We start from the raw sequence: 25,006 nt of genomic DNA on the forward strand, positions 1-25,006 counted from the left end.
TGTTTTTTCTTTTTGTATCGTTCATTAAAAAATAAAAATATATCATCTATTTCCAAGTAATGGATTAATTGATATATTAAGAAATAAAAAAGGGGTAAAAATAATGGATACTTGTGCAGATATTTTAATCGTTATCGATTTACAAAATGGGGTATGTTATAGCGGAGAGCATTTATTTGATTTACAAAACTTGCTTACAAAAGTAAATAAAAGAATTTCTTCATACAGAAAATCAAATAAACCAATCATTTTTGTTCAACATTGTGATGATGATTTAGTACCCGAAAAAGAACTTTGGGCTATTCATACCGATCTAGATGTTCAAGAACAAGATTTTTTTGTACGAAAAACACATGCAAATTCATTTTATAAAACAAACTTAAAAGAAATTTTAGATCAATTATCTGTACATCGTATTGAATTTTGTGGTGCCCAAACAGAGTACTGTATGGATGCTACGATTAAATTTTCTCATGGATTGGGATACGAAAACTTCATGGTACAGAAAGCAACCTCTACTTTGAATAATTCATTTATGTCTGCACAAGAGACGATTGATTTTTATGAAAATATATGGAACCACAGATTTTTAAAGTTGATAAAAGATGAACTCTAGAATAAATGACTAATGACTTGATTATTCTAAGATTTATCAGTTACATCCAAACATTTCATTATCATCATAAAGAAGCTGATCATAATCAGCTTCTTTTCTTTTAACCTGTTATATATTCTGTATATAATATTATAATTCCTTTGTCATATTATTTTAAAAATTTCGTATATTCATTTGAAAGAATAAGAAAATCATGATAAAATTGTGTTACGAATATATCTATATCTTTCAATTTTTGAAACGCATCAAAATTTTCACTCAAAAATGTCATTTTACAAAACTGTGCAAATTTATCTATTTTATTTACATCAGGGTCTCTTTTCTTACAATTTCTTTACTTTAGGACTTTTTTTCTGCAACAACTGTTTTCTTTTCTTTAATTTTTTGGTATGTATAGTATGGTATAACAGCTCACACGGAGGTGGAAAAGAACATGTTAGAAACCTTTCAAAAAGAAATAGAACTTTATGAAAGCAATGCAGAATTATTGAAAGTGCTTGCTCATCCTGTTCGCTTATGTATTGTAAAGGGATTAATTGAACGTGGCCCAAGCAACGTTTCTACAATGTACACAGGCTTAAACATGCCACAATCTACAATTTCACAGCATTTAGCAAAGTTAAAAAGTGCTAAAATCGTTTCTAGTGAAAGAAAAGGATTGGAAATTTACTACAAAGTAGAAAACGAAACAATTATTCAACTCGTTCGCGTATTATTAGGTTAGGGACCTATAGGCAGAGAAAAAGAACGTATTCTATATTTTTCATCTCATATCTTTAATATAAATATATATCATGAGAGGAAATATATAATACTACATAAGTCGTATTAAAAAACAAGACACAGAAATATACTGTGTCTTGTTTTTTCATATTGTTAAATATTGATTCAAAAGTAAATTCTTCATATCTTTCGTGTGCATAACAACATCAAAGGCACTTCCTAAGCTTCCGTTCAAAATCATAGAACGAACTGCTCGATTTCGTTTTTGAGTTTCAGAAAAAGGGTTGGTATCTTGATGGCTAGCAAGCTGATCTAATATTCCTGCTGCTAACAAAAACTCTGATTGCTTCCTATGCCATATCGTATTAATTCCTTGTAGCTCAAAATTCATCTTCAACTCATCCCAATGAACGTGCGTAGTAAGGTCCATTTCTCCTGGATATGCAAGCGGATTACGAATTAGCTTATGCTTATAATATCCTCTTAAACTTCCTTCATGATGTGCAGGATGCATCCATTCTTCTTTTGTATATCCATAATCAACTGTAATACATATACCTTTCTGAAACCATTTCGCAATCTCTTCTATATACTCTTCCATTGCAATAGGCACTTCAAAGCGCTGTCCCTCAGCAATATGAATGTTATATTTCAATAAGTAACGACCGATTCTTTTCTCTATCGGTCTAAATACTTCTGTAAGGTTTCCCTCATCTGTATACGTGATACGTACTTCATACAAAATTCCATTTCTTTTCTCAACTATCTCAACAGGAAACGCATCAAATAATTCATTCGAAAAAATAATTCCTTCGAAAGACTCTCCCATTTCAATATAAGATGTATAATACGACACATTATCAAATAAACAAAGCTTCTCCTGTTGTAGCCTTCTATGAAAAGGGCTCACTTCAATAATTGAATAGTTTAAATTGATAAAGGTTTCCGGAGATAATTGTTTCCATTCTTGTAAAATATCATAGGCAAACTTTCCTGTTCCCCCACCAATCTCACAAATATTTGGAGAAACTTCTCCCTTTTCAACAAGCCGAATAAAAAACTTAGCAAAAGTCTTCGCAAATACAGAAGATACATTGCTACTCGTAAAAAAATCTCCCTGTCTGCCAATTTTTTCACGTTCTCTCATATAATACCCATGTTCCTCTGCATATAATACGAGGTTCATATACGTACTATATGAAATCGAATKATCCTTTTCTTTTCCCATCCATTCTCTTAAAATGAGCTCCATCCCCATAATGACTCCTTATTGTAAAAATGGATTATTTTCTTTTTCAAAACCAATGCTTGTTTCTGGACCGTGTCCACATAGCACCGCTGTTTCATCTGGTAATACAAATAATTTCTCTTCAATACTTCCAATTAATTCAGCAAAACTTCCACCAGGTAAATCCGTTCTTCCAATACTCATTTGGAACAATACATCTCCAGAAAATACAGCATTCGCTTCTTTACTATAATAAGAAATACTTCCTGGAGAATGTCCTGGTGTCTCAAAAATTTCAAAACTAAAAGAATCAATCGTTAATGTACCCTCTTCGTCAATAATATGATCTGCTGGTTTTGCTGTAATACTGCGGTTCATCATAAAAATTTGGGAGCCATTCACAGTTGCATCACCTAACCAATCCGCTTCTTCTTTATGTACGTATACAGGAATATGAAAAGCGTCTCTCACCGCATCAACAGCACCGATATGATCGAAATGAGCATGTGTTAATAAAACCGCAAGTGGTTTTAACTGTGCTTCTTGTAAATATGTAACAAGTTTCTCTCCTTCATGGCCAGGATCAAAGATAATACACTCATTTTGATCATTCGTTAAAATATAAGCATTTGTTTGTAATGGGCCTAACGGCATTTGTATCCATTTCATATGAAAATCTCCTCCAGTTATTTAATTTACTTTTAATGATACAACATTTCTTTCTCTTAGGAAAAGAAGGGGTGTTATCTCGACAATCATTTTTAAAACATGTACAATATAAAAGAGTAAATATTCTAAAAACTCATCCTAAGGAATGAGTAGACAGAGGAGGATATTGTATGGGCCTTGTTATTATTTTTACGCTAGTCACTCTGTTAGCTGTATTCGCTACGCTTAGAACACTTCGCGAAAAAAACTTATTCGCGGGCGGCTTCGCTATTGCAACCGTACTTGTTTTCGGATGGTTTACAATCATGACTGTTCTATATAATGGGTACCCACCAGCAGCTTAATCCATTTACATTTTTATTCTCCAACAAGATCTTGCATAAAAAGAGGAAGGGGACCCCTTCCTCTTCTCATTATTCACAACTTATATCATCTTCGCCTCGTATTTGTGCTTTTTTACAAGCCACGCTCCTCCAATTACACCTGCATCATTACCAAGTATTGCAATTGCTAACTTTGTGCTCTTTACAGCACGAGAGAAAGCATATTGCTCGAAATAACGTTGAATTGGCTCTAATAGTGCATCTCCAGCTTTAGATACGCCACCACCAATTACGATTTTCTCTGGGTTCAACGTACTAGCAAGGTTCGCTACAGCTAATCCTAAATAAGAAGCTACTTTTTCCACTACTTCACCTGCTAGTTCGTCACCTTGTCCAAGCGCTTCAAACACATCTTTTGATGTAATAAGCCCTTCTTCTGCTAACATAGAACGTAAAACACTTTCTTTATCTGTCCCTTGTATTTTTTGCATAGCAACACGCACAATACCTGTTGCAGAGGCTACYGTTTCTAAGCAACCCGACTTCCCGCAATTACATGGAAAAGCGTTCTCTGTAACAACTGTAATATGTCCAATCTCACCAGCAGCACCGCTTATACCATGTACAATCTCACCATTGGCGATAACACCACCACCAACACCAGTGCCAAGTGTCATACAAATTAAATCTTTTGCTCCTTCGCCAGCACCTTTCCACATTTCACCAAGCGCCGCTAAGTTTGCATCATTATCAATCACAACAGGTAATCCTGTTTCTACTTCTAGCAAGTCTTTTAACGGATAGTTTTTCCATCCTAAATTAACCGCTTCATAAATCATTCCAGATGCCACATGTACAGGACCAGGAGCTCCCATACCAATACCAATTAGCTTGCTTTTTAATTCACCTAATTCTTCTAACTTTTTATCAATAGCTTTCGCTACATCAAGTGTAATATGTTTTCCTTGTTCATTTGTATTCGTAGGGATTTCCCACTTATGTAAAATTTCACCGTACACATTAATAAATGCTAATTTAATCGTTGTACCACCAAGGTCAACACCAACTAACCATTTCTCTTCCATGTTACGTACCTACCTTTATCTAATTCTTATTTATCTCTTTTTGAATTTCTTGCTTCAATAAAAATAAAGCTGTTTGATAGTCTTGTGGATCGATTAGCTGTGATTGATTTAATTCACGCAATTCATCTTGCATTAATTGTAAATCAGCAATTCGATCACCCGTATAAATAATCGTGCCAAATTTCTTTAACAATTGCTGAATATCATAAATGGATATCATTTTATCACCCTCTATGCTCACTTACTATAAAAAAATTATAATAAGAAAACGTTCACATATTTTATTATAATCAAGAAGAAAAAGTCTCGTCAATTTTTATTTGTCTATACAAGCCCATTTATAACCATTGTTCCTTTTTCTGTAATAATTTTCTCTACATTTTTATCAAATGGCTCTACCGGAATATGTTTTACAATTTGAAAATCATAAGCTAATGATAGCGTTTTCCCTTTATAGTGCACGAGATAACGATCATAGTAGCCACCGCCATATCCAATCCGTTCTCCTCGCTGTGTATAAGCTACTCCTGGCACGATAAGAAGATCAATTTCACACGCATTTACTTCTTCCGTAAGCGCTGGAATCGGTTCACGTAAATTCATATATACTGTTTCTAATTGGTTAAAATCACTAATTCGTCGGAAAGACATCGTTCTTGCCCCTTTATTACACTTCGGAACAACAATTTTCTTTCCTTCTTCCCAAGCTTTTTCGATAATAGGATATGTATTCACTTCTTGCTCCATCGAGAGAGTGATTCCAATTGTTTTAGCTTCAACCCACTCTTTTTGTCCATACACCGAAACGGCAATTTGTTCCGATAAAGTTGTATACTGTTCTTCAGATAAAGAATTCATGTGTTCTATTATTTGTTTGCGTAACCGTATTTTCTCTTCTTTCACACACTTTTCCCCCTTACAGTGACACTTTACTCTACGAGGATAGTGTATCACTTTTATGTAGAAATCGCATAAAAAAAAAGAAACAGTAGGAAAATATTCCTACTGCTTACTTTGTTTCACGGTGTAACGTAGACTTCTTGTCACGCTTGCAATACTTTTTAAGCTCGATACGCTCAGCGTTGTTACGTTTATTTTTCTTTGAGATATAGTTACGATCTCCGCATTCTGTACATGCTAGAGTAATATTCACACGCATTCTTATTTCCCTCCAGTCACTAATAACTTAAATCAGACTATACTATAATACCACTTTTAAAATAAAAATTCTACACCTTTTGATATTGTCTAATTTTTTCTATAAGATTTTTCATGTTTTCCCTTGCTATCACTGGGTTTCTAGCATGTGAATACACCAAAAATTTTGGTTGTTTTGTATCAGAAACGATATAAGACCACTCTTTTTCTGTATATTTGAACTGTATCCCTTCAAATATACCTTCTTCTTTTATTTCCATATCGGCCAATAATTTCCTCATTACTTTCCCTTTTTCCTTCCATGAACATACAACTTCATCATAAAGTAGATACAGTGGAGGTGATTGCTCTGCTATGCTAAGTAATGTTTTTCCTTGCAACGCTATTAATTCAAATAATTTTCCAATTCGATATAAAATATCTCGCTTCCATCTTATTTGAAAAGAGTTTTTTTCATTATGCATATAAAAGAGGAGATAACATTCCCCTAATTTCAAAGACATTGGGTAAACATTATCTGCTGATTCGAGTAATAAATCTGGAATATCTACTTCTTCAAAATCAGTTCCTTGGTAAATATTACTGTGAGTGTCATATAATTCGAAGCGATTTCCATGTTCAGAAAACATAAGCGCCATATTTGCTTTACTCGATTTCATCAAAGCTTTCACATGATCTTTTTGTTCACTCGCATAAATCCATGTAACTGTGCATCCAAGCCTTTGTAGAAAGAGCATAAGTAAATGTTGTAACATATCATTTCTCTTATTAATAAGGAGATGAAACTTCTGTTTTTGTATCGTTTCAATATCAATACGCTCTAACACAGCTTCTACATAATTATTTACAGAAACGTGAACTAGCTTATTTCGTCCCATTTCTTTCTCACAAGCGTAATAAAACGACTCAGACATATATACTTGTTCTATCGCTTTTTGCTGCTTATACGTTAAAAGCGAGCCCTCCTTACCATATAGTTGTATAACAATCCCTCTTTCGCTTTCCACTTGAACGAAAACTCCACCTGCACATTGCAAATTATGAATCACATACTGAAAAAGCGACTCATTCATTTCTTTACATTCCATCGTATGAATCCCGCTGCCATGAATGGCATGGAGGAATAAATTTTTAAAGGAAGTTGTTTCTATATTTTCCTGACTTCCAATCAATATACTCTCTCCTTTGGCAAAAAGAGATCCATAAGCCATTGCAACTTTCACAATAAATTGAGGAGTAATTTCAACATTACCCCTTCCTACAATCCGGCTTTTTTGTAACCACCCTGCACTCTTTTCACTCTCTTTAACACCGGCAGAACCTACTATCGAATGACTATCTATCTCCTTATATGGCCATATTTTTCCTTTTTGCTTAATTACTGTACTTTTCCCTATATGGCAATGGTCCGCTACAATACTTTTTTGAAAAAGTGTAACATCATCTTCGACCATTGTATGATCTCCTATTGTTGTTTCTAACAACTCACAATTTTTTCCTATATGAGCGTTTGCAAAAATGATGCTTTTTTGAAGATGAGAATAACTTGAAACGATACTATTTTTCCCGATAATAGAGTACGGTTCAATTACAGCCCCCGCACCAATCATTACTCCTTCTCCAATAAAAGAAGGACCATGAATTTTCGTTCCTTTTCCTATCGTTACACCTTCTCCCATCCACACCATTGGTAATACTTCTGTATATGGAATAGGCACCTTCAATTTTTTCGTCAACAAATCGAATTGAGCTTGCCGATATTGATCAAATGTACCAATATCTAGCCAATAGTCTTCTGATAAATATGCAAATAAAGCATTTTTATTAGCTAATAACGGAAACACATCATGACTGAAATCCGAAAATTCCATGGATGGTATGTAAGAAAAGATTTCTGGCTCCATTATATAAATACCTGTATTCACAATATTAGAAACTACCTCATTCCAGCTCGGTTTTTCTATATATCGTATAATTTCTTGTTCTTTATTCATTACAACTAACCCAAATGAGAGTGGGTTTTCTACTTCTTTCGCAAACATCGTTACCATTCTCTTCTTCTGTTCATGAAATGCAATTCCTTCTGATAATTGAAAGTCAGTTAATGCATCCCCACTAATAACAACAAATGTTTCATCTAAAAAACTTTCCGCTTGCTTAATGCTCCCTGCTGTTCCAAGCGGAGGAGAATCTTCAAAATAATACAAGTTAACTCCCCACTTACTACCATCACCAAAGTATTGCTTAATGGCAGTACTCATATATTGAACTGTAATTGCAATTTCACGAATACCATGCTGACGTAATAATTCAATATTATATTCAAGAACTGGTTTTTCTAACAATGGTAACATCGGTTTTGGAGTATTACATGTTAATGGTCTAAGACGTCTCCCTTTTCCTCCAGCTAAAATAACCCCCTTCATATACTTCAGCCTCCACTTATATAATGTTCAAGAACTCCGTATATCATTTATCCCACATTAACTGCAGGAAAAGTCCGTTTTGGTATGATCTAACAATCAGTGAGAGACAGCCCCACTAATTAAAGCCTCACTTTATGAATAAATGTACCTTTTAACTCCCGATAAAAAAAGAAAGCGCTTACCATTAACTTAGTAAAATAATTAATAAGACGTAATTAACACATATGTACTTATTTTTCCATTAATTATGATACATCTTATCATCATAGACTAAAGGAAACAACGAGCTTTTTTTGTCATGTTTTGACTAAAAAAAGCAGGTGATTTCTCATCACCTACTTTTCCCCCTACTCATTCAATAAATAATGCTTTCCTTTTACTAAATAAAATACATTCTCAGCAATATTTGTAACATGGTCTGCTACACGCTCAATATATCTTGCAACAAAGGATAGTTGTGTAATTTGTGTAATCGCTTCTGGTTGTCCAGGGACAGAGGAAATAAATTCACGAATCGCCTTCCCATAAATTTCATCAACTGAATCATCCATTTCAGCAATTTGTTTAGCAAAAGTTAAATTTTCTTGCTCATATGCTTCTAATGCTAAATTTAACATCTTATGAGCAATCTCAAACATTTCCTCAAGATTACGCAAGCTAACGACCACTTCTTTTTCACCAAGACGAATTGTTGATTTCGCAATATTAACCGCATGGTCTGCAATACGTTCTAAATCTGTCGCTGTTTTAATTGAAATAAAAATCCTTCTTAAATCACTTGCTACAGGCTGCTGCTTTGTAATAAGCATAAGCGCAAGGTCATTTATTTCCTCTTCTAAATTATCCATGCGATAATCCCCATCAATGACTTCTAACGCTTTCTCTATATCCCTGTTGTGAAGACCTTCCATAGCAATCAATAAAGCTTCCCTTGCTAACTCACCAAGCTCGATCACCTTTTGCTGTAACGTTTTTAAATCATATTGAAACTGTTCTCTTACCATCGTTTCTTCCCCCTCAATATTATGTGCCATTTTATATAAATCCCCTACCCAGCCTCTTGTATGTTTATTAAGCCTTGAGAAAAGAGAAATATTACTCCCCTATTAGAATGAGGTGAAAGTGAGAAATGCCGATACGATAAACTTAACTAAATCTATACAATTCAATCAAATTYACACAAGTTAGTGCTTCAAAGTGTTCTCGCAACCCCGAAGGGACGAGGGGTATAACACTCCACACGAGGCAGTATCGTTACCTCMTATTATCAAGCATTTATTTTACCCATCTTGATAAATTTATCGMAGCATTTAMATCCCTATCGTGATGGCTATTGCAYTGAACACAGTMCCATTCACGAATCTTTAAACTCCACTGTCCTTCTGKTTGAACTGAATGGTCGTATTTAACTCCGCAACATGAGCAAATCTTGCTGGAAGCGAACCATTTATCAGCTTTTACATATTCAATGCCRTACTTCTCACACTTGTATGATAAACATTGAAAGAAGAAGTTTAATTTTTGAAATRAAAATGCTTTCGATAGTTTTTTGTTTTTTAACAGGTTTGAGATAKGTAAGTCTTCCACAACAATCCTCATTGGTTTGGTTTTCACCAATTTAGCTGTTGMTTGATGGATATGGTTATTTCGGATATTCGTAATTTTCCTAGATAACCGAAGGTGCTCAGTTTTAGCTTTTTCATATCCGGCAGATTGAAWTTTCACACCTTTTTTAAATCTCCTAGACATATCTCTTTGCGCTGACTTTTTCCTTTTCAAAAGTTTTTTAACCTTRGCATCTTTGTTTATATTTCGTTCTTTCGTACCATTAGAAGCYACAAACAGCTCTTTTAAACCAACATCCACACCAATCGACTCATCGGTTAATTCTTKTGCTTCAAAGGATTCTTCGAACCCTACACTAATCCACCAGTGACGACCATCAAAKGTAACTCTTGGATTTGATGGTTTTTTGTTTCTTGGTAGTTGTTGGCTTGTTTTCACTTCTCCAATGGACTGAATATCAACTACTTTCTTTCCTATAATCAGTCTTTCATAATTGGCATAAAATCCTTGAATTAAATCTTTTTTGGATTTATAAGAAGTGTGATAACCATTTTTGTACTTTTCGAACGAATTTTTCCTCGCCTTGTCAAAATCTTTTGAAGCCTGTTTGGGAACTTGTGCRTTGATGTCWTTTAACCACTCATATCTCTTTCGCTTCTTGATCTTTGTAAATCGTTTCTGTAAAGCTAACTGTGAAACAGATTTTCCAAATAGCTTATAGTATCTATCACTCATTCTTTTACAATAGTTATAAGCAAATCTTGMAGCACCRGCATGGTTTCTAAGCACTTTTTCTTGTTCAGGCGTTGGAATCAGTCTGACTTTCTTCGCCAATATCATCAGAATTTAACTCCTTTACTGTGCGATTATTYGGGCACTCACCTTTYAGATAATGAAAGATTKRTTCTTCTGAATAGTAGCGTGTTCCAYCAGCATTCTCCTAAGACTACTAGGRTACAAACCTGTTAATTCCGATACYTGACTAACTCGTAAAAAYTTCATTWTTATTCTCACCTCATTGMATTTAMCAKAATGCATAGATTCGGTAGATTCAATGAGACTTGATAGATTYAATWAAATTTATCTYGTTCAACTAAGGGCGCAATTCCTTAGCCAGTTCTCTTATGAACTTCTCATGTTTTCACATGAGCGCAGACTATATGTTTATCTMYTTAGAGATAGAGGATTTTTCCAYCACCATAGGCTTGTGRTGTACTCTCGTCAGTTATACGAGATAGTCGTTGAACGTTCATCTTATCAATTTTGRCTTAGATGATTCGAGGCGGAAGACCCATTGTTCTAGTGTTTAGGWTTTAACCTTGCACGATCTGATTGATTTTTTCTGCTTTCGCRACATTCACGCTCRCYATTTCTAGCCACGYTGTAGTTCAATCAGCTTTAGGGATTGCCCGCAGTTAACCCTCACTACTAGCCAATCACTTGACTAGCAGGGCTTACCGATATATTTAATTAACTTTAGTTATAATCGGTTAAATAAATCGTAACAGTTAATTACCCTACCTCTCGTTTCTTATCTCCTCCAGTGTACCAATAAAATATGTATATAAAATAAACGAATTGTAAAAATACCATAAAAATCAAACTAACTTCCAATTTACAATTCCTATATAAAAACAAAAAGGATGCCTTTACAGGGCATCCTCTTGATGTTCAGGAACAAATAGTTCCAGACAATGATATATATTTTCAAATTCCATTGGTGCGTCTCCGCCATATTCACCATCTAAGTTGATCATTAATTTATCAGGGGAATGAACTTTAATACGATTCGCTTGTGTATATAGCACTTTGGGATTGTTAATATGTTCCCCACGCTGCGCTTGTGTTGCTGCTTTAATTAAATCAGCGATAGAACCTTTTTTCAGTACTAATAAATCAAATAATCCATCGTTAATAGATGCATATGGTGCTACTTTTTCGAATCCACCAACTGAACGAGTATTCGTAATTAAAAACATCGTAATTTCTTCTTGTAGCAGTTTCCCATCATACTCAATTTCAACATATGTTGGATGTAATGATGGTAACATTTCGATTCCTTTTAAATAGTAAGCAAGTTGGCCTAATACCGTTTTTAGCTTGCTTGGTACTTCATATGTTAATTCTGTAATACGGCCGCCACCAGCGATATTAATGAAATATGTATCATTCGCTCTACCAAGATCTAACGGTACCGTTGTTCCTTCACAAATAATATCCGCAGCCTCTTCAATAACACGAGGTACACCAATCGCACGCGCAAAATCATTTGTCGTTCCAACTGGAATAATACCAAACTTTGGACGATGCTCATGTCCTACTAAACCGTTCACTACTTCATTTAATGTACCATCACCACCAGCTGCGATAACAACATCAAACTTACGATCAGCAGCTTGCCTCGCTGCCACAGTCGCATCTCCAGGACCAGTTGTCGCATGACAAGACGCTTCATATCCAGCTTGTTCTAATTTTTGTAATACTTCTGGTAAGCTCTTCTTAAATAGCTCGCGCCCAGAAGTAGGATTATAAATAATTCTTGCTCGCTTCATATTTATTAGCACAGGAAATTCCTTATTCATTGAAAAACGAATACACCGAACCCTTATTCAGTATCCCTATGCCTACCTCCTCTCATCTTCCTATCCTTCTTTAATCCCGCTCAAACAGGCAGTAAGAACCCGATTCGTGTAGCCCATCAAAAGTAACTGTTCACTCCTGATAGTTTTGTTTTATTTAACCAAGAAATTTATCCCGCTATTTGCGGGCAGTAAAACTCCCACCTCAAAATTCRGCTGGGGCAAAGAAGTTAGGTGGGAGTCGGGCTGCCCGTAAAWGCCCGATTGGTGMRGGCTRATAATCAGTGGGGGATGAACAAMMCCCCCRCTGATTAAAGTTTCAYTTTATGTCTATCCATTCTCTCACATCAATTTACATATAATGAATAATAATTATCTATTATTTCATGAGATGAAAAAAAACCTCTATGTCTAGATTTATCATTATTCCCACCTTTTTGCAACTATCATACCATAGTTGCTATAGAAACATTTTTTCACTTTTGACAGTTAATCAAACGTTTGTTTAAATTATTTTTCACCATTTAAACAAACGTTTGATTAACTCAGAAAAAACACCCAAATACGGGTGTTTTTTCTGTTTAATCTTTAAGAATCTATACTATTTTAGCGCTTATTAATCTCTTCAAGTAAGATTTTGTTAACAAGCGGTGGATTTGCTTGTCCTTTTGTAGCTTTCATAATTTGACCAACTAAGAAGCCAATTGCACGGTCTTTACCGTTTTTAAAGTCTTCAATAGATTGCTCATTATTATCAAGAATTTCTGTTACAACCTTACGAAGTGTTCCTTCGTCAGAAATTTGAACAAGCCCTTTCGCTTTAACGATTTCTTCTGGGTCTCCACCTTTTTCAATTAATTCGTTAAATACTTTCTTCGCGATTTTAGAAGAAATTGTACCTTTTTCAATTAATTGAACCATTTTAGATAAACCAGCAGGCGTTAACGCAACGTCTTTTAATTCTTTTTGTTGTTTGTTTAAGTATGCAAGTACTTCACCCATTAACCAGTTTGATGTTAATTTCGCATCAGCACCTTCTGCAACTGTTGCTTCAAAGAAGTCAGACATCTCTTTAGTTAATGTTAATACGTGTGCATCATAAGCTGGTAAACCAACTTCTTCAACATAGCGAGCTTTACGTGCATCTGGAAGTTCTGGAATAGAAGCACGAATTTCTTCTTTCCACTCATCGTCGATGTAAAGTTCAACTAAGTCTGGCTCTGGGAAGTAACGGTAATCGTCAGATCCTTCTTTTATACGCATTAAGATTGTTTTCTTCGTTGCTTCATCATAACGACGTGTTTCTTGTTGGATGATACCGCCAGATAATAATTCTTTTTCTTGGCGCACTTGCTCATGCTCAAGACCTTTTTGCACGTAATTGAAAGAGTTTAAGTTTTTCAGTTCTGCTTTTGTACCGAACTTCTCTTGTCCAACTGGACGAAGGGAAATATTCGCATCACAACGAAGAGAACCTTCTTCCATCTTACAATCAGATACACCTGTATATTGAATGATTGATTTTAACTTCTCTAAGTAGGCATATGCTTCTTCTGGAGTACGCATATCTGGCTCAGATACGATCTCGATTAAAGGCATACCTTGACGGTTGTAGTCTACTAATGAACCTTCACTTGTATGCGTTGATTTACCAGCATCTTCTTCTAAATGAAGACGTGTAATACCGATACGTTTCTTTTTGCCGTCTACTTCGATTTCAATCCAACCATTTTCACCAATTGGCTTATCAAATTGAGAGATTTGGTAAGCTTTCGGATTATCTGGGTAGAAATAGTTTTTACGGTCGAACTTCGTTTCCGTTGCGATTTCACAGTTTAATGCCATTGCAGCTTTCATTGCAAAGTTAACTGCTTCTTTATTTAAAGTAGGAAGTACCCCTGGGTATCCTAAGTCAATTACACTCGTTTGTGTATTTGGCTCCGCTCCGAATTCTGTTGGACTCGCAGAGAAAATTTTCGAATTTGTTTTTAACTCAACGTGAACCTCTAAACCAATAATTGTTTCTAAATTCATCTATGCTCGCCTCCTTACAGACTTGCTTTTTTTGTATGATAGTCTGTTGCTTGCTCAAACGCATGTGCAACGCGGTAAATTGTCGTTTCATCGAAGTGTTTACCAATGATTTGTAAACCAAGTGGCATGTTGTTAGCACCGAATCCACATGGAACAGAAATCGCTGGAACACCCGCTAAGTTTACTGGAATTGTTAAAATGTCATTTGCATACATTGTCATTGGATCGTCCACTTTTTCACCCACTTTAAATGCTGGAGTTGGCGTTGTTGGTCCAATAATAACATCGTAGTTAGCAAATACATTTTCAAAGTCATTTTTAATTAATGTACGTACTTGTTGTGCTTTTTTGTAATATGCATCATAGTAACCAGAGCTAAGAGCAAATGTACCAAGCATAATACGACGTTTTACTTCATCACCGAAACCTTCGCTACGTGTGTTTTTGTAAAGATCTAATAAATTATTTACATTATCAGAACGAACACCGTAACGTACGCCATCAAAGCGTGAAAGGTTAGCAGATGCTTCAGAAGAAGATAATAAGTAATACGTTGCTAGAGCGTATTTAGAGTGCGGAAGAGATACTTCCTCCCAAGTTGCGCCCATACCTTCTAACACTTTTAAAGCAGCTAGTACTGACTCACGAGCTTCTTCGCCAACACCTTCGCCTAAGTATTCTTTCGGTACAGCAATACGTAAACCTTTAACATCGCCTGTTAAACCAGCTAAGTAGTTTCCTACTTCAACGTTTGCAGAAGTTGCATCCATACGGTCAATACCTGAAATAGCTTGTAATAAGTATGCATTGTCTTCTACTGTACGTGTAATCGGTCCGATTTGGTCAAGTGAAGATGCGAATGCTACTAATCCGTAACGAGATACGCGTCCGTAAGTTGGTTTTAAACCTACAACGCCGCAATATGCAGCTGGCTGCCGGATAGAACCACCCGTATCAGAACCTAGAGAGAATAATACTTCTCCTGCTGCTACTGCTGCTGCAGAACCACCACTAGATCCACCTGGAACGTAATCTAAGTTCCATGGATTTTTTGTAGCGTAGAAGCCTGAGTTTTCATTTGAAGAACCCATTGCGAACTCGTCCATATTTAATTTACCGATTGTAACTGTGTCAGCAGCTTTTAGCTTTTGTACAACTGTCGCATCGTAAATTGGATCGAAGTTTGCTAACATTTTGCTCGCACAAGTTGTACGAAGACCGTTAGTTACAATGTTATCTTTTACACCGATTGGCATACCGAATAATAAACCATTATCCTCAGCACCAATCTTTGCATCTAATTCTTTCGCTTTCGCGCGTGCATTTTCTTCATCTAATGTAAGAAAAGCTTTTACGTTATCTTCAACATCCGAAATACGTTTGTAAGATTCTTCTACTAAATCCGTAACGGAAATTTCTTTGTTGTTTAACTTCTTATGTAACTCTGATACAGAATGATCAAATAATGACATCGAAATTCCCTCCTCTATTCTAATACTGCTGGAACACGGATTTGATTATCTTTGTGATCCGGTGCATTTTTTAATACTTCTTCTACTGGTAAACCTTTTTCTGGCACATCTTCACGCATAACATTTTTCATAGTTAATACATGAGTTGTTGGTTTTACATCAGTTGTATCTAATTCATTTAACTGTTCTGCAAATGTAACAATTGCATCTAGTTGTTTTTGAAATTTTTCTGCTTCTTGATCAGTAATTGCAAGACGTGCTAAATGTGCTACGTGCTTTACATTCTCAACGGAAATTCTTGACACGGCTAGGCCACCTCCATAATATATCGTTCAATCTACAATACTATTGATGATACCAAATTTCCAGTACTTCAAGCAAGTCAACACACGGCACTTACGGCATTTTTACATAAAAAAAGAAAGGCAAGTGCCTTTCTTTACAATTTACTCTTTATCTAACGATTTATTTTCCGGAAATCTTTCATTATCTTCCTCATTATCACGAATTGTTTTTTGTAATACAAAACAAGACATCGTTAAAAATAATGTTCCTATTAAATAGTACCCTTTTACACTAAGCGTTTCATCTAACGTGTAAATCCCAATTAGCATTCCTGACAGCGCACAAACAAATGAAGTCCATGCTAAAAACGTGAACGCTTGCGTATTTCGTCTTCTCATCGTTCTCCCCCTCGTTAGCTGTACACCCATTATAGATAAATATATTTATCACAATGGATTTTTATGTAAATTTTCTTTTTTCTATTTATTAATCTATCACAAAAAATTGCTATTTTGAAGGTAATTTTCTTTCTAATCTGAAAAAACAATCAAAAACATTGACATTTATTTCAATTCCACATAAAATAAAAACAAATATTACGAATCTCGAAATATACGGGAGTGGAAATAATTGTTGCAATATGAACATTTTTTAGACTTACTGCTAGATAACGCCAAGAAACTTTTCTATCCTGAAGAATGGGTAAGCCTTGATTTAACACTTTCCAAGACAGAAGTATTTTGTTTACTTTGGATGGAGCGAAATACAGATATTACAATGACAAAAATCGCTGATCTTCTTGATATACCGATGAGTACAACGACAGGCGTTGTAAATCGCCTTGTAAAAAAGGGCTATATTGAACGCTACCGTGATGAAAGCGATCGACGTATTGTATTAATTCGTTTAACAGAAAACGGCGTAATGCTCGTTCAAGAAGTAAAACAAAATGCGGCCCATTACTTTAGCCTAGTGACGGAAGCATTGTCAGAAGAAGAAAAAGCATTCTTACTACAAATCTTCCAAAAGATCATGAATCACATTGCTACGTCACAGCAAAAAACAGAAGAAAAGGTTTCTACACCTAAAATGAAAAACATTCCGATTGAATAAAGCCCTAACTGGGTTTTTATTCAACCATTTACTTCGATACTCGTAATATTCGACATTCGAAACAAAGGGGATAAAATGATGAGAATTATTTTGTATACAGGTAAAGGCGGCGTAGGAAAAACTAGCATTTCAGCAGCAACAGCACTTCAAAGTGCAAAACAAGGATTAAAAACATTAGTAATGAGCACAGATCCTGCTCATAGTTTAGGAGATTCATTTGGTATAAAGCTATCTTCTGAACCATTAGAAATTCGCGAAAACTTATGGGCACAAGAGATTAATACGATTTATGAAATGGAAAAAGGCTGGGGGAAATTGCAGAAATATATTACACTACTCTTCACTTCCAAAGCAGCCGATGATATTACAACAGAAGAATTAACGATGTTCCCTGGTATGGAAGATTTAATTAGCTTACTTCGAGTACTCGATTACTATAAACACAACACTTACGACGTCATCATTATTGATTGCGCACCGACTGGAGAAACTTTAGCAATGCTCAGCTTTCCAGACATGCTCGGCTGGTGGATGGAAAAACTCTTTCCTATTAAAAGAAAAATTTTAAAAGTCGTTCGTCCTGTAGCTCAACCACTCCTTGGTGTCCCCCTTCCAACCGATGATATTATGGACGAATTAACAAATACACTTGAACAGCTTGGAGAAATGAGAGATATTTTATCAAACCGAGAAGTAACGAGTATTCGCGTTGTTGTAAATCCTGAAAAAATGGTCATTAAAGAAGCTCAGCGTAGCTTTACTTATTTAAATTTATACGATTATAACGTAGATGCCATCATGATTAACCGCATCATCCCTAACACTGTCACCGATCCTTATTTTCAGGCATGGAAAGATACACAAAAGAAATATAAAACATTAATTCAAGATAGTTTTCAGCCACTTCCTATTTACGAAGCTCCGATGTTTGAACAAGAAGTTGTTGGTTTGTCTATGTTAGAACGTGTAGGAGACGCTTTATTTAAATCTGACTCTTCTCCTACGGAAGTGAAATTTAACGGTCGCACACAATATGTAAAAAAAGATGGCGATGAGTATATTTTCGTTCTGTCCATTCCCTTCTCAAACAAAAGTGAACTTTCATTAAATCAAAAAGGTGATGAACTTATTATTCGAGCCGGTTCTGCGAAGCGAAATATCACCTTGCCAAAAACATTAACGCACCTTTCTATTCAAGGAGCTAAGTTTGAAGATGATGTACTAAATATTCGGTTTGGAGGTGTAGTACATGCATGATGAACTACTAAGAAAGGTAATTCGTACAAAAATAAAATTCGGTATGCTTATATTAGAAGAGTTACCGAATCCGATTCAGCAATCAGCTAAGCGAGCACTAAATATTTTACAAGAGGAGCTCTCCTCTTATGCGGAAGAACAACCGCAACCTGAGAGTAATTTAAAAAGCATCATAATTGAATAACTATACCCTTGTAGAAAGCCTTTTCTTATAGGCTTTCTATCCCTTTATTGGAGCTGATGTAAATTGATTAAAACATCTTCTGCAAGACATGTTACTACTCGTACAATCTGGCTAACCCCCTTTTTATTTTTCATTCATAACCTTGAAGAAGCTTTCCAGATGCCACAATATCTTGCTAATCAATTTTCAATTCATCTTATAACTAGCCAACAATTTTTCATTGCAATTTCCATATTAACAACCTTTGTCTTAATCATAGTCTTTCTATATCAATTAAGCATCATATCTTCTATTTACTGGATCATTTTTATACAGGGCTGTATCTTTTTTAACGCCGTTCAGCATATTATCTTGTATTTCATTTATCGTTCTTATAATCCAGGTGTAATATCAGCAGCTTCCATTGTTCTGTTTTCCATTTTCTTCTTTTCATCAGAAAAATGCTTAATCAATAAAAGGAATTTAGCAATTACACTCATTTTCAGTTTACTCTCTTACCCAATCATAATTTGGATTACCTTATTATTAGCTAACTGTTTTAAATAAAAAAAGACCAGGAAAACTCCTGGTCCATCACTCTACTTAACAAACATTGGATTCTATGTTATACAAAATTGGAAGGTACAGAATTAGGGTTTTGTTTGTTAAGTAGATTATATGTTGAACGAGCTAACAGCGGAGGGGTTCCTACTGTTAGTCGTTAAACCCAATAATTATTTTACGATTTTTGCAAGCTCATCTAGTGAAAGATCTACTGAAATGGAACCACCATTTGTTTCTTTCTTAACTGCATCTGTTACTTCTTTTGAATGGTATAATTCAATTACTTTTTTCAGTGTTGGATCATCTTTGTCTTTCGTACGAGCTGCGAAAATATTAATATAGGCCTTTGCATTTTCATTCTTTGGATCTTCTAAGAAAATAGGATCCTTTGCTGGATCTAATCCGGCTTGACCAGCAACACCGTTATTAATAACTGAAGCCGCTACATCTTTTAACACACGAGGTGTTTGCTGTGCGATAACCGGTGTAATCTTTAGCTTCTTCGGATTTTCAGCAATGCCGCTTGGATCTCCAAATAGACCGAAATCTTTCTTAAGCTTTAATAATCCAGCTGCATCAAGAAGTTTTAATGCACGCGCTTGGTTCGTTGGATCATTTGGAATAGCAATTTCTGAACCATCTGGGATTTCATTTGCTTTCTTATATTTTTCAGAGTATAAGCCCATCGGTGCAATTTGCGTTGTACCAACAGCTGTAATATCTAACTTATGCTCCTTTTTAAATTGCTCTAAGAAAGCAATGTGCTGGAATGAGTTTAGTTCAATATCTCCATCAGCTAACGCTTTGTTGGGCGTTGTGTAATCAGAGAACTCAACCAGTTTAATTTTGATCCCTTCTTTTTCAGCTTTTTTCTTTAAGATTTCCCAAGCGTCTCCATCTGTTCCAGTTACACCTACGCGAACTACTTTCTCTTTCGCTCCTGCACCTGTGTCTCCACCTGAGCAGCCGCTTAAGGCTGTAATTCCTACAATCGCTGATAATGCAAATGCTAAAATTTTCTTCATTTTCTTTTCCCCTCTTCCTTTTTATGATCTGCGTAAAAAGACTTTCGCAAAGTAGTTTCCTAAATTTTGAGCTACCTGTACAAGAATAATAAGTAAAACGACCGTTACGAACATAACTGACGTATCAAAGCGTTGATAACCATATGTCATTGCTAAGTCACCAAGACCGCCACCACCGACAAGCCCAGCAACTGCAGAAAATTCAATTAAACCAACTGTCATAAACGTGACACCTAAGATTAATGGTGCTAAAGCTTCTGGCACTAGGATTTCAAAAACAATTCTAAGTGGTGAAGCGCCCATTGCTTGTGCTGCTTCAATTACCCCTTTCGGAACAGAAACAAGATTTGTTTCAACCATTCTAGCAATACCAATTGATGCAACTAACGTCATTGGGAAGATTGCTGCTGCCGTTCCAATCGTCGTTCCGATAACACTTCTTGTTATCGGACTTAGAGCTACTAAAAAGATAATGAATGGAACCGGACGAATTGTATTAATTACGATATTAAGAATAGAAAAGACCCATTTATTTTCTAAAAAGTTTCCTTTCCTCGTTACGTATAAAAGTAAACCTAGAGGTATACCGAGAATTGTAGCGAATATAAGGGTTACAATTACCATTAAGAGGGTATCCCCTGTCGCATCTAATATGCGAGGCCAAAATATACTCCAATCAACTCGCATGAGCTCCTACCTCCTTCAGCTGCACTTGCAGTCTTAGATGTTGTAATGCTTTTTGAATTTCCTTCTGTTCACCTTGTAGCTCTACAAGAAGATTTCCAAATAGCACATTTTGGAGTTCAATAATATTTCCGTAAAGAACATTTACATCGACGTTATAGTTTTTCGCAATATATGATAGTACAGGCTGCCCTGTTTCTTCCCCAGTAAAAGTCAGGCGATAAATCTGACCTCCGTTTTGAATTTTCGCTAGAACACTTTCTGGTAAGTGATCATTAATAACAGAGCGTACAAAATTTTGAGTTGTCTTTGTTTTTGGTTGTGTGAAAACATCAAACAGTTTTCCTTCTTCAATTACTTTTCCTTTTTCCATAACAGCTACACGGTGACAAATTTCTTTCACAACGTGCATTTCATGTGTAATAAGTAGAATCGTTAAATTGTACTCTCTATTTACTTTCTTTAATAAATTTAAAATTTCTGTTGTTGTTTCCGGATCTAAAGCTGATGTTGCCTCATCACATATGAGAATATCCGGTGATGTCGCAAGTGCTCTTGCAATCCCAACGCGCTGCTTTTGTCCACCTGATAACTGTTCTGGATAATAGTTCGCTTTATCTTCTAAACCAACAAACTTTAGTAGTTCATTCACTCTTTCTTTTATCTCATTCTTCGGCAATTTCGCTAACCTTAATGGATAAGCAATGTTCCCAAACACTGTTCTTGAATTAAATAGATTAAAGCTTTGAAAAATCATCCCAATTCTTTGTCTTAGTTTCCGTAACTCTTTCGCCGATAATGATGTAATTTCTTTATCATCTATTGAAATTGTTCCTGCAGTTGGTCTTTCTAACATATTTACTAAGCGTAATAACGTACTCTTTCCAGCACCACTAAATCCGATAATGCCAAAAATTTCGCCCTTTTCAACTGACAGCGTTACATCCTCAACCGCATGAACAGATTGTCCACCTGATTCATATACTTTACTTACATTATTAAAAGAAATCATTTTCTTCCCTCCTATATGCTGTAAAACTTGAAGTAGAGCTTTCGAGGTAAAATAAAAAGTGCTCTCCTTCTTATCACTTGTAAAAGATAAGAAGGAGAGCACTTTTATGTACTCGTTCACATCTTCTCATCTTCCAAGCCTACTTTAAGCTTGCTGGAATTAGCACGGTATTAAAAAACCCGTTGCTGAGGTATCGTAGGGCCAGTCCCTCCACCTCTCTGGATAAGAGTGTATCGATTTAATTGTCATTTAATTAATTCTCATTATAGAACTCAGAATAATAAGAGTCAATACATTTTTCAGAAAAAAATCAATTATTCCTCTATTAAAATTTTCAAATAAAAAATCACAATACAATAGTAATTTTTATAGTTATGTAAAATCCTCCTCACTCATACTTTTAAAGAGGAGAATCTTCTCTACTAATTGAATAACAGTATTTCAATATGAATTCGGAGGAAGATAAATATATGAAAACAGCTCTTTTGCTCGTCGATATTCAAAATGATTATTTTCCAAATGGCAAGATGGAATTACGTAATCCAGTAGAAGCAAGTGAATATGCTGATCAGCTACTACAACATTTTAGAATTAGAAACGAACCTATTTTTCATATCCAACATGTAGCTATAAAAGATAGCGCTACTTTTTTCCTACCCAATACAGAAGGTGTCCATATTCACGAAAATGTCCGTCCACTTAGAGAGGAATCCGTTATCCTTAAACATTATCCAAATAGCTTCCGAGAAACTGATCTTCTAGAACGATTACAACGTTCAGGAATTGAGCACGTCGTAATCTGCGGGATGATGACCCATATGTGTATTGATTCTACGGTAAGGGCTGCTTTTGATTTTGGCCTTCACTGTACCGTAATACACGATGCTTGTGCTACAAAAGATCTTTCATTTAAGAATGCTACTATACCAGCTGTTTATATTCATAATACAATTTTGGCGAGTTTAAATGGAGTATACGCTAATATAATGAGTACAGAAGAGTTTTTAGCGACCTAAAAAAAAACACTCCTTTCAGTGAGCAAAACCGAAAGGAGTGTTCTCTTGTCAAACCATAGATTTTCTTTCAAATTGTATTATACAGGAAATCCTCAAAATGAATACTAAAAAATATGACTAATAAATCAATTTTTCTCGTTGTTTTGTTTCTATTTTCATGTTTATCCCGATATTAATAGGGTTTAGCTAGTTCCAAAGAATAAATAGTAATATTTAGTAATTATTTCTCGATTCAAATTAACTAGCTTCTATTATAAAGATTTTCTCAAAAAGAAGAGATCTTCACAGTATGTGAAGATCTCTTCTACTATTTCTTATAAAGTTTCAGAAGTAGTTTTTGCTTGCATGTGAAGTGCTAAGTAGTCAGGGCCACCAGCTTTAGAGTCTGTACCAGACATGTTAAAGCCACCGAATGGTTGGTAACCTACGATTGCACCAGTACATCCACGGTTGAAGTATAAGTTACCAACGTGGAAGTCTTCGCGTGCTTTTTCAATATGGTCACGGTTGTTAGTAACAACTGCTCCTGTTAAACCGTATTCTGTATTGTTTGCAATTGCAAGTGCATGATCAAAGTCTTTTGCTTTACAGAATGCTACTACTGGTCCGAAGATTTCTTCTTTCATTAAACGAGCATCTTCTGCAACGTCAGCAACGATTGTTGGTTGGATGAACCAGCCTTTAGAATCGTCTCCTTCGCCACCTGATACGATTTTACCTTCTTCTTTACCAATTGCAACATAGCTCATTACTTTATCGAATGCAGCTTGGTCATTAACAGGTCCCATGTTGATATCTTTTGCATCTGGGTTACCTACTGTTAATTCTTTTGTTAATTCAACAGCACGATTTAATACATGATCGTATACATCTTCATGGATTACTGCACGAGAACATGCAGAACATTTTTGTCCTGAGAATCCGAATGCTGATGCAACGATAGATTTAGCTGCTAATTCAAGATCTGCCTCTTTATCAACAACGATTGTATCTTTACCGCCCATTTCAGCGATAACACGTTTTAACCAAATTTGTCCTGGATTTACTTTTGCTGCACGTTCGTAAATACGAATACCTACATCGCGAGATCCAGTGAAGCTAACGAAACGTGTACGAGGGTGATCTACTAAGTAGTCACCAACTTCAGAACCATTACCTGGAACGAAGTTTACTACGCCAGCTGGTAAACCAGCTTCTTCTAATACTTCCATAAATTTCGCTGCTACTACAGGAGTTGTACTAGCTGGTTTTAGTAATACTGTGTTACCAGAAACTAAAGCAGCTGTTGTCATACCTGCCATAATTGCGAATGGGAAGTTCCAAGGAGAAATGATAACACCTACTCCTAATGGAATGTAAGAGAAACGATTATATTCAATTGGACGGCTTTCTACTGGCATACCGTCTTTTAATTTCAACATTTGACGAGCATAATATTCCATAAAGTCGATTGCTTCTGCTGTATCAGCATCTGCCTCATTCCATGGTTTACCTGCTTCTTTTACAAGAATAGCAGAGAACTCATGTTTTCTACGACGAACGATTGCTGCAGCACGGAATAAAATGTCTGCACGCATTTCTGGTTTTGACTTTCTCCAAGTTTGGAATGTTGCATCCGCTACTTGCATTGCTTTTTCAGCTAATTCACGGCTTGCTTTTGAAACGCGACCAACAAGTTCCTCTTTATTTGCAGGGTTTACAGAAACAATTTTGTCTTCTGTAGTGATTTTTTCTCCCCCGATAATTAATGGATAGTCTTGTCCAAGATAAGATTCTACTTTCTTTAAACCCTCTTCAAACGCTAATTTGTTAGCCTCTACTGAAAAATCTGTAAATGGCTCATGTTTGTATGCTACTACCATCTTTTTAGCCTCCCCTTAGAAAAACGTTTACATTTTACAACATTATTCTACACGATAATTTAGATTTATTCAAATATTCCTAGACTTATATTTTAAAAATTAATAAATTTTTAAAATATAATAAAAAAAAGAGATTCATACATACG

Annotated in this window: 26 protein-coding genes and 1 riboswitch; of the genes, 8 read left to right on the forward strand and 18 right to left on the reverse strand. The window is 35.4% G+C overall.

The features are described from left to right. Positions 1-103: 103 nt before the first annotated feature. The gene (locus tag AC1DTM_RS07530; protein ID WP_002160472.1) at positions 104-616 is read left to right on the forward strand and encodes a cysteine hydrolase family protein; all 513 of its coding nucleotides are present in this window, start codon (positions 104-106) and stop codon (positions 614-616) included. 433 nt (positions 617-1,049) lie between these two features. Then, entirely contained in the window at positions 1,050-1,340 is a 291-nt protein-coding gene (locus AC1DTM_RS07535; RefSeq protein ID WP_000894375.1) for an ArsR/SmtB family transcription factor, read from the forward strand. 144 nt (positions 1,341-1,484) lie between these two features. Here AC1DTM_RS07535 and AC1DTM_RS07540 read toward each other — a convergent pair whose 3' ends face one another. Both AC1DTM_RS07540 and AC1DTM_RS07545 read right to left on the reverse strand, forming a co-directional pair. Next, positions 1,485-2,597 carry a class I SAM-dependent methyltransferase gene (locus tag AC1DTM_RS07540; RefSeq protein ID WP_477000135.1) on the reverse strand — a complete coding sequence of 371 codons (1,113 nt, stop codon included), beginning with the start codon at positions 2,595-2,597 and terminating at the stop codon, positions 1,485-1,487. A gap of 9 nt (positions 2,598-2,606) precedes the next feature. After that, positions 2,607-3,236, reverse strand: coding sequence for an MBL fold metallo-hydrolase (locus tag AC1DTM_RS07545; protein ID WP_016106164.1), 630 nt, complete (start codon positions 3,234-3,236; stop codon positions 2,607-2,609). A gap of 170 nt (positions 3,237-3,406) precedes the next feature. Here AC1DTM_RS07545 and AC1DTM_RS07550 point away from each other — a divergent pair, with 170 nt between their 5' ends. Continuing rightward, a complete protein-coding gene (locus AC1DTM_RS07550; RefSeq protein WP_002111850.1) occupies positions 3,407-3,580 on the forward strand; it encodes a DUF2759 domain-containing protein in 174 nt (57 codons plus the stop codon). Positions 3,581-3,660: 80 nt separating this feature from the next. Here AC1DTM_RS07550 and glcK read toward each other — a convergent pair whose 3' ends face one another. The 12 genes from glcK to AC1DTM_RS07610 form a co-directional block, all read right to left on the reverse strand. After that, positions 3,661-4,644, reverse strand: a complete 984-nt coding sequence (gene glcK / locus AC1DTM_RS07555) for a glucokinase (protein WP_016106165.1) — start codon at positions 4,642-4,644, stop codon at positions 3,661-3,663. Between the two features lie 19 nt (positions 4,645-4,663). Next, a complete protein-coding gene (locus AC1DTM_RS07560; protein ID WP_002173470.1) occupies positions 4,664-4,864 on the reverse strand; it encodes a YqgQ family protein in 201 nt (66 codons plus the stop codon). Positions 4,865-4,968: 104 nt separating this feature from the next. Then, positions 4,969-5,547 (reverse strand): 5-formyltetrahydrofolate cyclo-ligase, encoded by a 579-nt coding sequence (locus AC1DTM_RS07565; RefSeq protein WP_016106166.1) that lies wholly within the window; start codon positions 5,545-5,547, stop codon positions 4,969-4,971. 106 nt (positions 5,548-5,653) lie between these two features. Then, entirely contained in the window at positions 5,654-5,803 is a 150-nt protein-coding gene (gene rpmG / locus AC1DTM_RS07570) for a 50S ribosomal protein L33 (protein ID WP_001265616.1), read from the reverse strand. Positions 5,804-5,873: 70 nt separating this feature from the next. Beyond that, entirely contained in the window at positions 5,874-8,228 is a 2,355-nt protein-coding gene (locus tag AC1DTM_RS07575) for a sugar phosphate nucleotidyltransferase (protein ID WP_016106167.1), read from the reverse strand. A gap of 347 nt (positions 8,229-8,575) precedes the next feature. Continuing rightward, entirely contained in the window at positions 8,576-9,232 is a 657-nt protein-coding gene (gene phoU, locus AC1DTM_RS07580) for a phosphate signaling complex protein PhoU (RefSeq protein WP_033711012.1), read from the reverse strand. Positions 9,233-9,503: 271 nt separating this feature from the next. Further along, on the reverse strand, positions 9,504-10,634 hold the full coding sequence (locus AC1DTM_RS07585; protein WP_477000136.1) for an RNA-guided endonuclease InsQ/TnpB family protein: 1,131 nt from the start codon (positions 10,632-10,634) through the stop codon (positions 9,504-9,506). A gap of 809 nt (positions 10,635-11,443) precedes the next feature. Beyond that, complete coding sequence (locus AC1DTM_RS07590) at positions 11,444-12,346, reverse strand: diacylglycerol kinase (protein WP_033714579.1); 903 nt, start codon at positions 12,344-12,346, stop codon at positions 11,444-11,446. A gap of 633 nt (positions 12,347-12,979) precedes the next feature. After that, on the reverse strand, positions 12,980-14,407 hold the full coding sequence (gatB, locus tag AC1DTM_RS07595) for an Asp-tRNA(Asn)/Glu-tRNA(Gln) amidotransferase subunit GatB (RefSeq protein WP_016103395.1): 1,428 nt from the start codon (positions 14,405-14,407) through the stop codon (positions 12,980-12,982). Positions 14,408-14,421: 14 nt separating this feature from the next. Beyond that, positions 14,422-15,879: an Asp-tRNA(Asn)/Glu-tRNA(Gln) amidotransferase subunit GatA gene (gene gatA / locus AC1DTM_RS07600; protein WP_002139408.1), complete on the reverse strand. Its 1,458-nt coding sequence runs from the start codon at positions 15,877-15,879 to the stop codon at positions 14,422-14,424. Between the two features lie 14 nt (positions 15,880-15,893). Further along, positions 15,894-16,184, reverse strand: a complete 291-nt coding sequence (gene gatC / locus AC1DTM_RS07605) for an Asp-tRNA(Asn)/Glu-tRNA(Gln) amidotransferase subunit GatC (protein WP_000086999.1) — start codon at positions 16,182-16,184, stop codon at positions 15,894-15,896. A gap of 141 nt (positions 16,185-16,325) precedes the next feature. Continuing rightward, the gene (locus tag AC1DTM_RS07610; RefSeq protein ID WP_002201958.1) at positions 16,326-16,562 is read right to left on the reverse strand and encodes a YiaA/YiaB family inner membrane protein; all 237 of its coding nucleotides are present in this window, start codon (positions 16,560-16,562) and stop codon (positions 16,326-16,328) included. 232 nt (positions 16,563-16,794) lie between these two features. Here AC1DTM_RS07610 and AC1DTM_RS07615 point away from each other — a divergent pair, with 232 nt between their 5' ends. The 4 genes from AC1DTM_RS07615 (at position 16,795) to AC1DTM_RS07630 (ending at position 19,264) form a co-directional block, all read left to right on the forward strand. Next, positions 16,795-17,277, forward strand: coding sequence for a MarR family winged helix-turn-helix transcriptional regulator (locus AC1DTM_RS07615; RefSeq protein WP_002113502.1), 483 nt, complete (start codon positions 16,795-16,797; stop codon positions 17,275-17,277). Between the two features lie 75 nt (positions 17,278-17,352). Beyond that, positions 17,353-18,534, forward strand: coding sequence for an ArsA family ATPase (locus AC1DTM_RS07620; RefSeq protein ID WP_016103394.1), 1,182 nt, complete (start codon positions 17,353-17,355; stop codon positions 18,532-18,534). Continuing rightward, entirely contained in the window at positions 18,527-18,718 is a 192-nt protein-coding gene (locus AC1DTM_RS07625) for a DUF3926 domain-containing protein (RefSeq protein WP_016103393.1), read from the forward strand. The genes AC1DTM_RS07620 and AC1DTM_RS07625 overlap by 8 nt, the downstream gene beginning before the upstream one ends. Before the next feature lie 63 nt (positions 18,719-18,781). Continuing rightward, positions 18,782-19,264, forward strand: coding sequence for an HXXEE domain-containing protein (locus tag AC1DTM_RS07630; protein WP_016103392.1), 483 nt, complete (start codon positions 18,782-18,784; stop codon positions 19,262-19,264). A gap of 167 nt (positions 19,265-19,431) precedes the next feature. Here AC1DTM_RS07630 and AC1DTM_RS07635 read toward each other — a convergent pair whose 3' ends face one another. From AC1DTM_RS07635 to AC1DTM_RS07645, 3 genes are read right to left on the reverse strand one after another with little or no spacing between them, the layout of a single operon-like run. Further along, complete coding sequence (locus AC1DTM_RS07635; protein ID WP_002063568.1) at positions 19,432-20,286, reverse strand: MetQ/NlpA family ABC transporter substrate-binding protein; 855 nt, start codon at positions 20,284-20,286, stop codon at positions 19,432-19,434. A 21-nt stretch (positions 20,287-20,307) separates the two neighbouring features. Further along, the gene (locus AC1DTM_RS07640; RefSeq protein WP_002159487.1) at positions 20,308-20,973 is read right to left on the reverse strand and encodes a methionine ABC transporter permease; all 666 of its coding nucleotides are present in this window, start codon (positions 20,971-20,973) and stop codon (positions 20,308-20,310) included. After that, positions 20,963-21,982 (reverse strand): methionine ABC transporter ATP-binding protein, encoded by a 1,020-nt coding sequence (locus AC1DTM_RS07645; RefSeq protein ID WP_016103391.1) that lies wholly within the window; start codon positions 21,980-21,982, stop codon positions 20,963-20,965. The genes AC1DTM_RS07640 and AC1DTM_RS07645 overlap by 11 nt, the downstream gene beginning before the upstream one ends. Before the next feature lie 123 nt (positions 21,983-22,105). After that, positions 22,106-22,211: riboswitch (SAM riboswitch) on the reverse strand. A gap of 241 nt (positions 22,212-22,452) precedes the next feature. Here AC1DTM_RS07645 and AC1DTM_RS07650 point away from each other — a divergent pair. Then, positions 22,453-22,998, forward strand: coding sequence for a cysteine hydrolase family protein (locus AC1DTM_RS07650; protein ID WP_016103390.1), 546 nt, complete (start codon positions 22,453-22,455; stop codon positions 22,996-22,998). Between the two features lie 314 nt (positions 22,999-23,312). On the opposite strand, the gene pruA is transcribed toward AC1DTM_RS07650, so the two are convergent. Then, positions 23,313-24,860: an L-glutamate gamma-semialdehyde dehydrogenase gene (gene pruA / locus AC1DTM_RS07655; RefSeq protein WP_002159489.1), complete on the reverse strand. Its 1,548-nt coding sequence runs from the start codon at positions 24,858-24,860 to the stop codon at positions 23,313-23,315. Between the last annotated feature and the right edge of the window lie 146 nt (positions 24,861-25,006).

It is taken from the genome of Bacillus sp. P4_D3 (assembly GCF_056401855.1).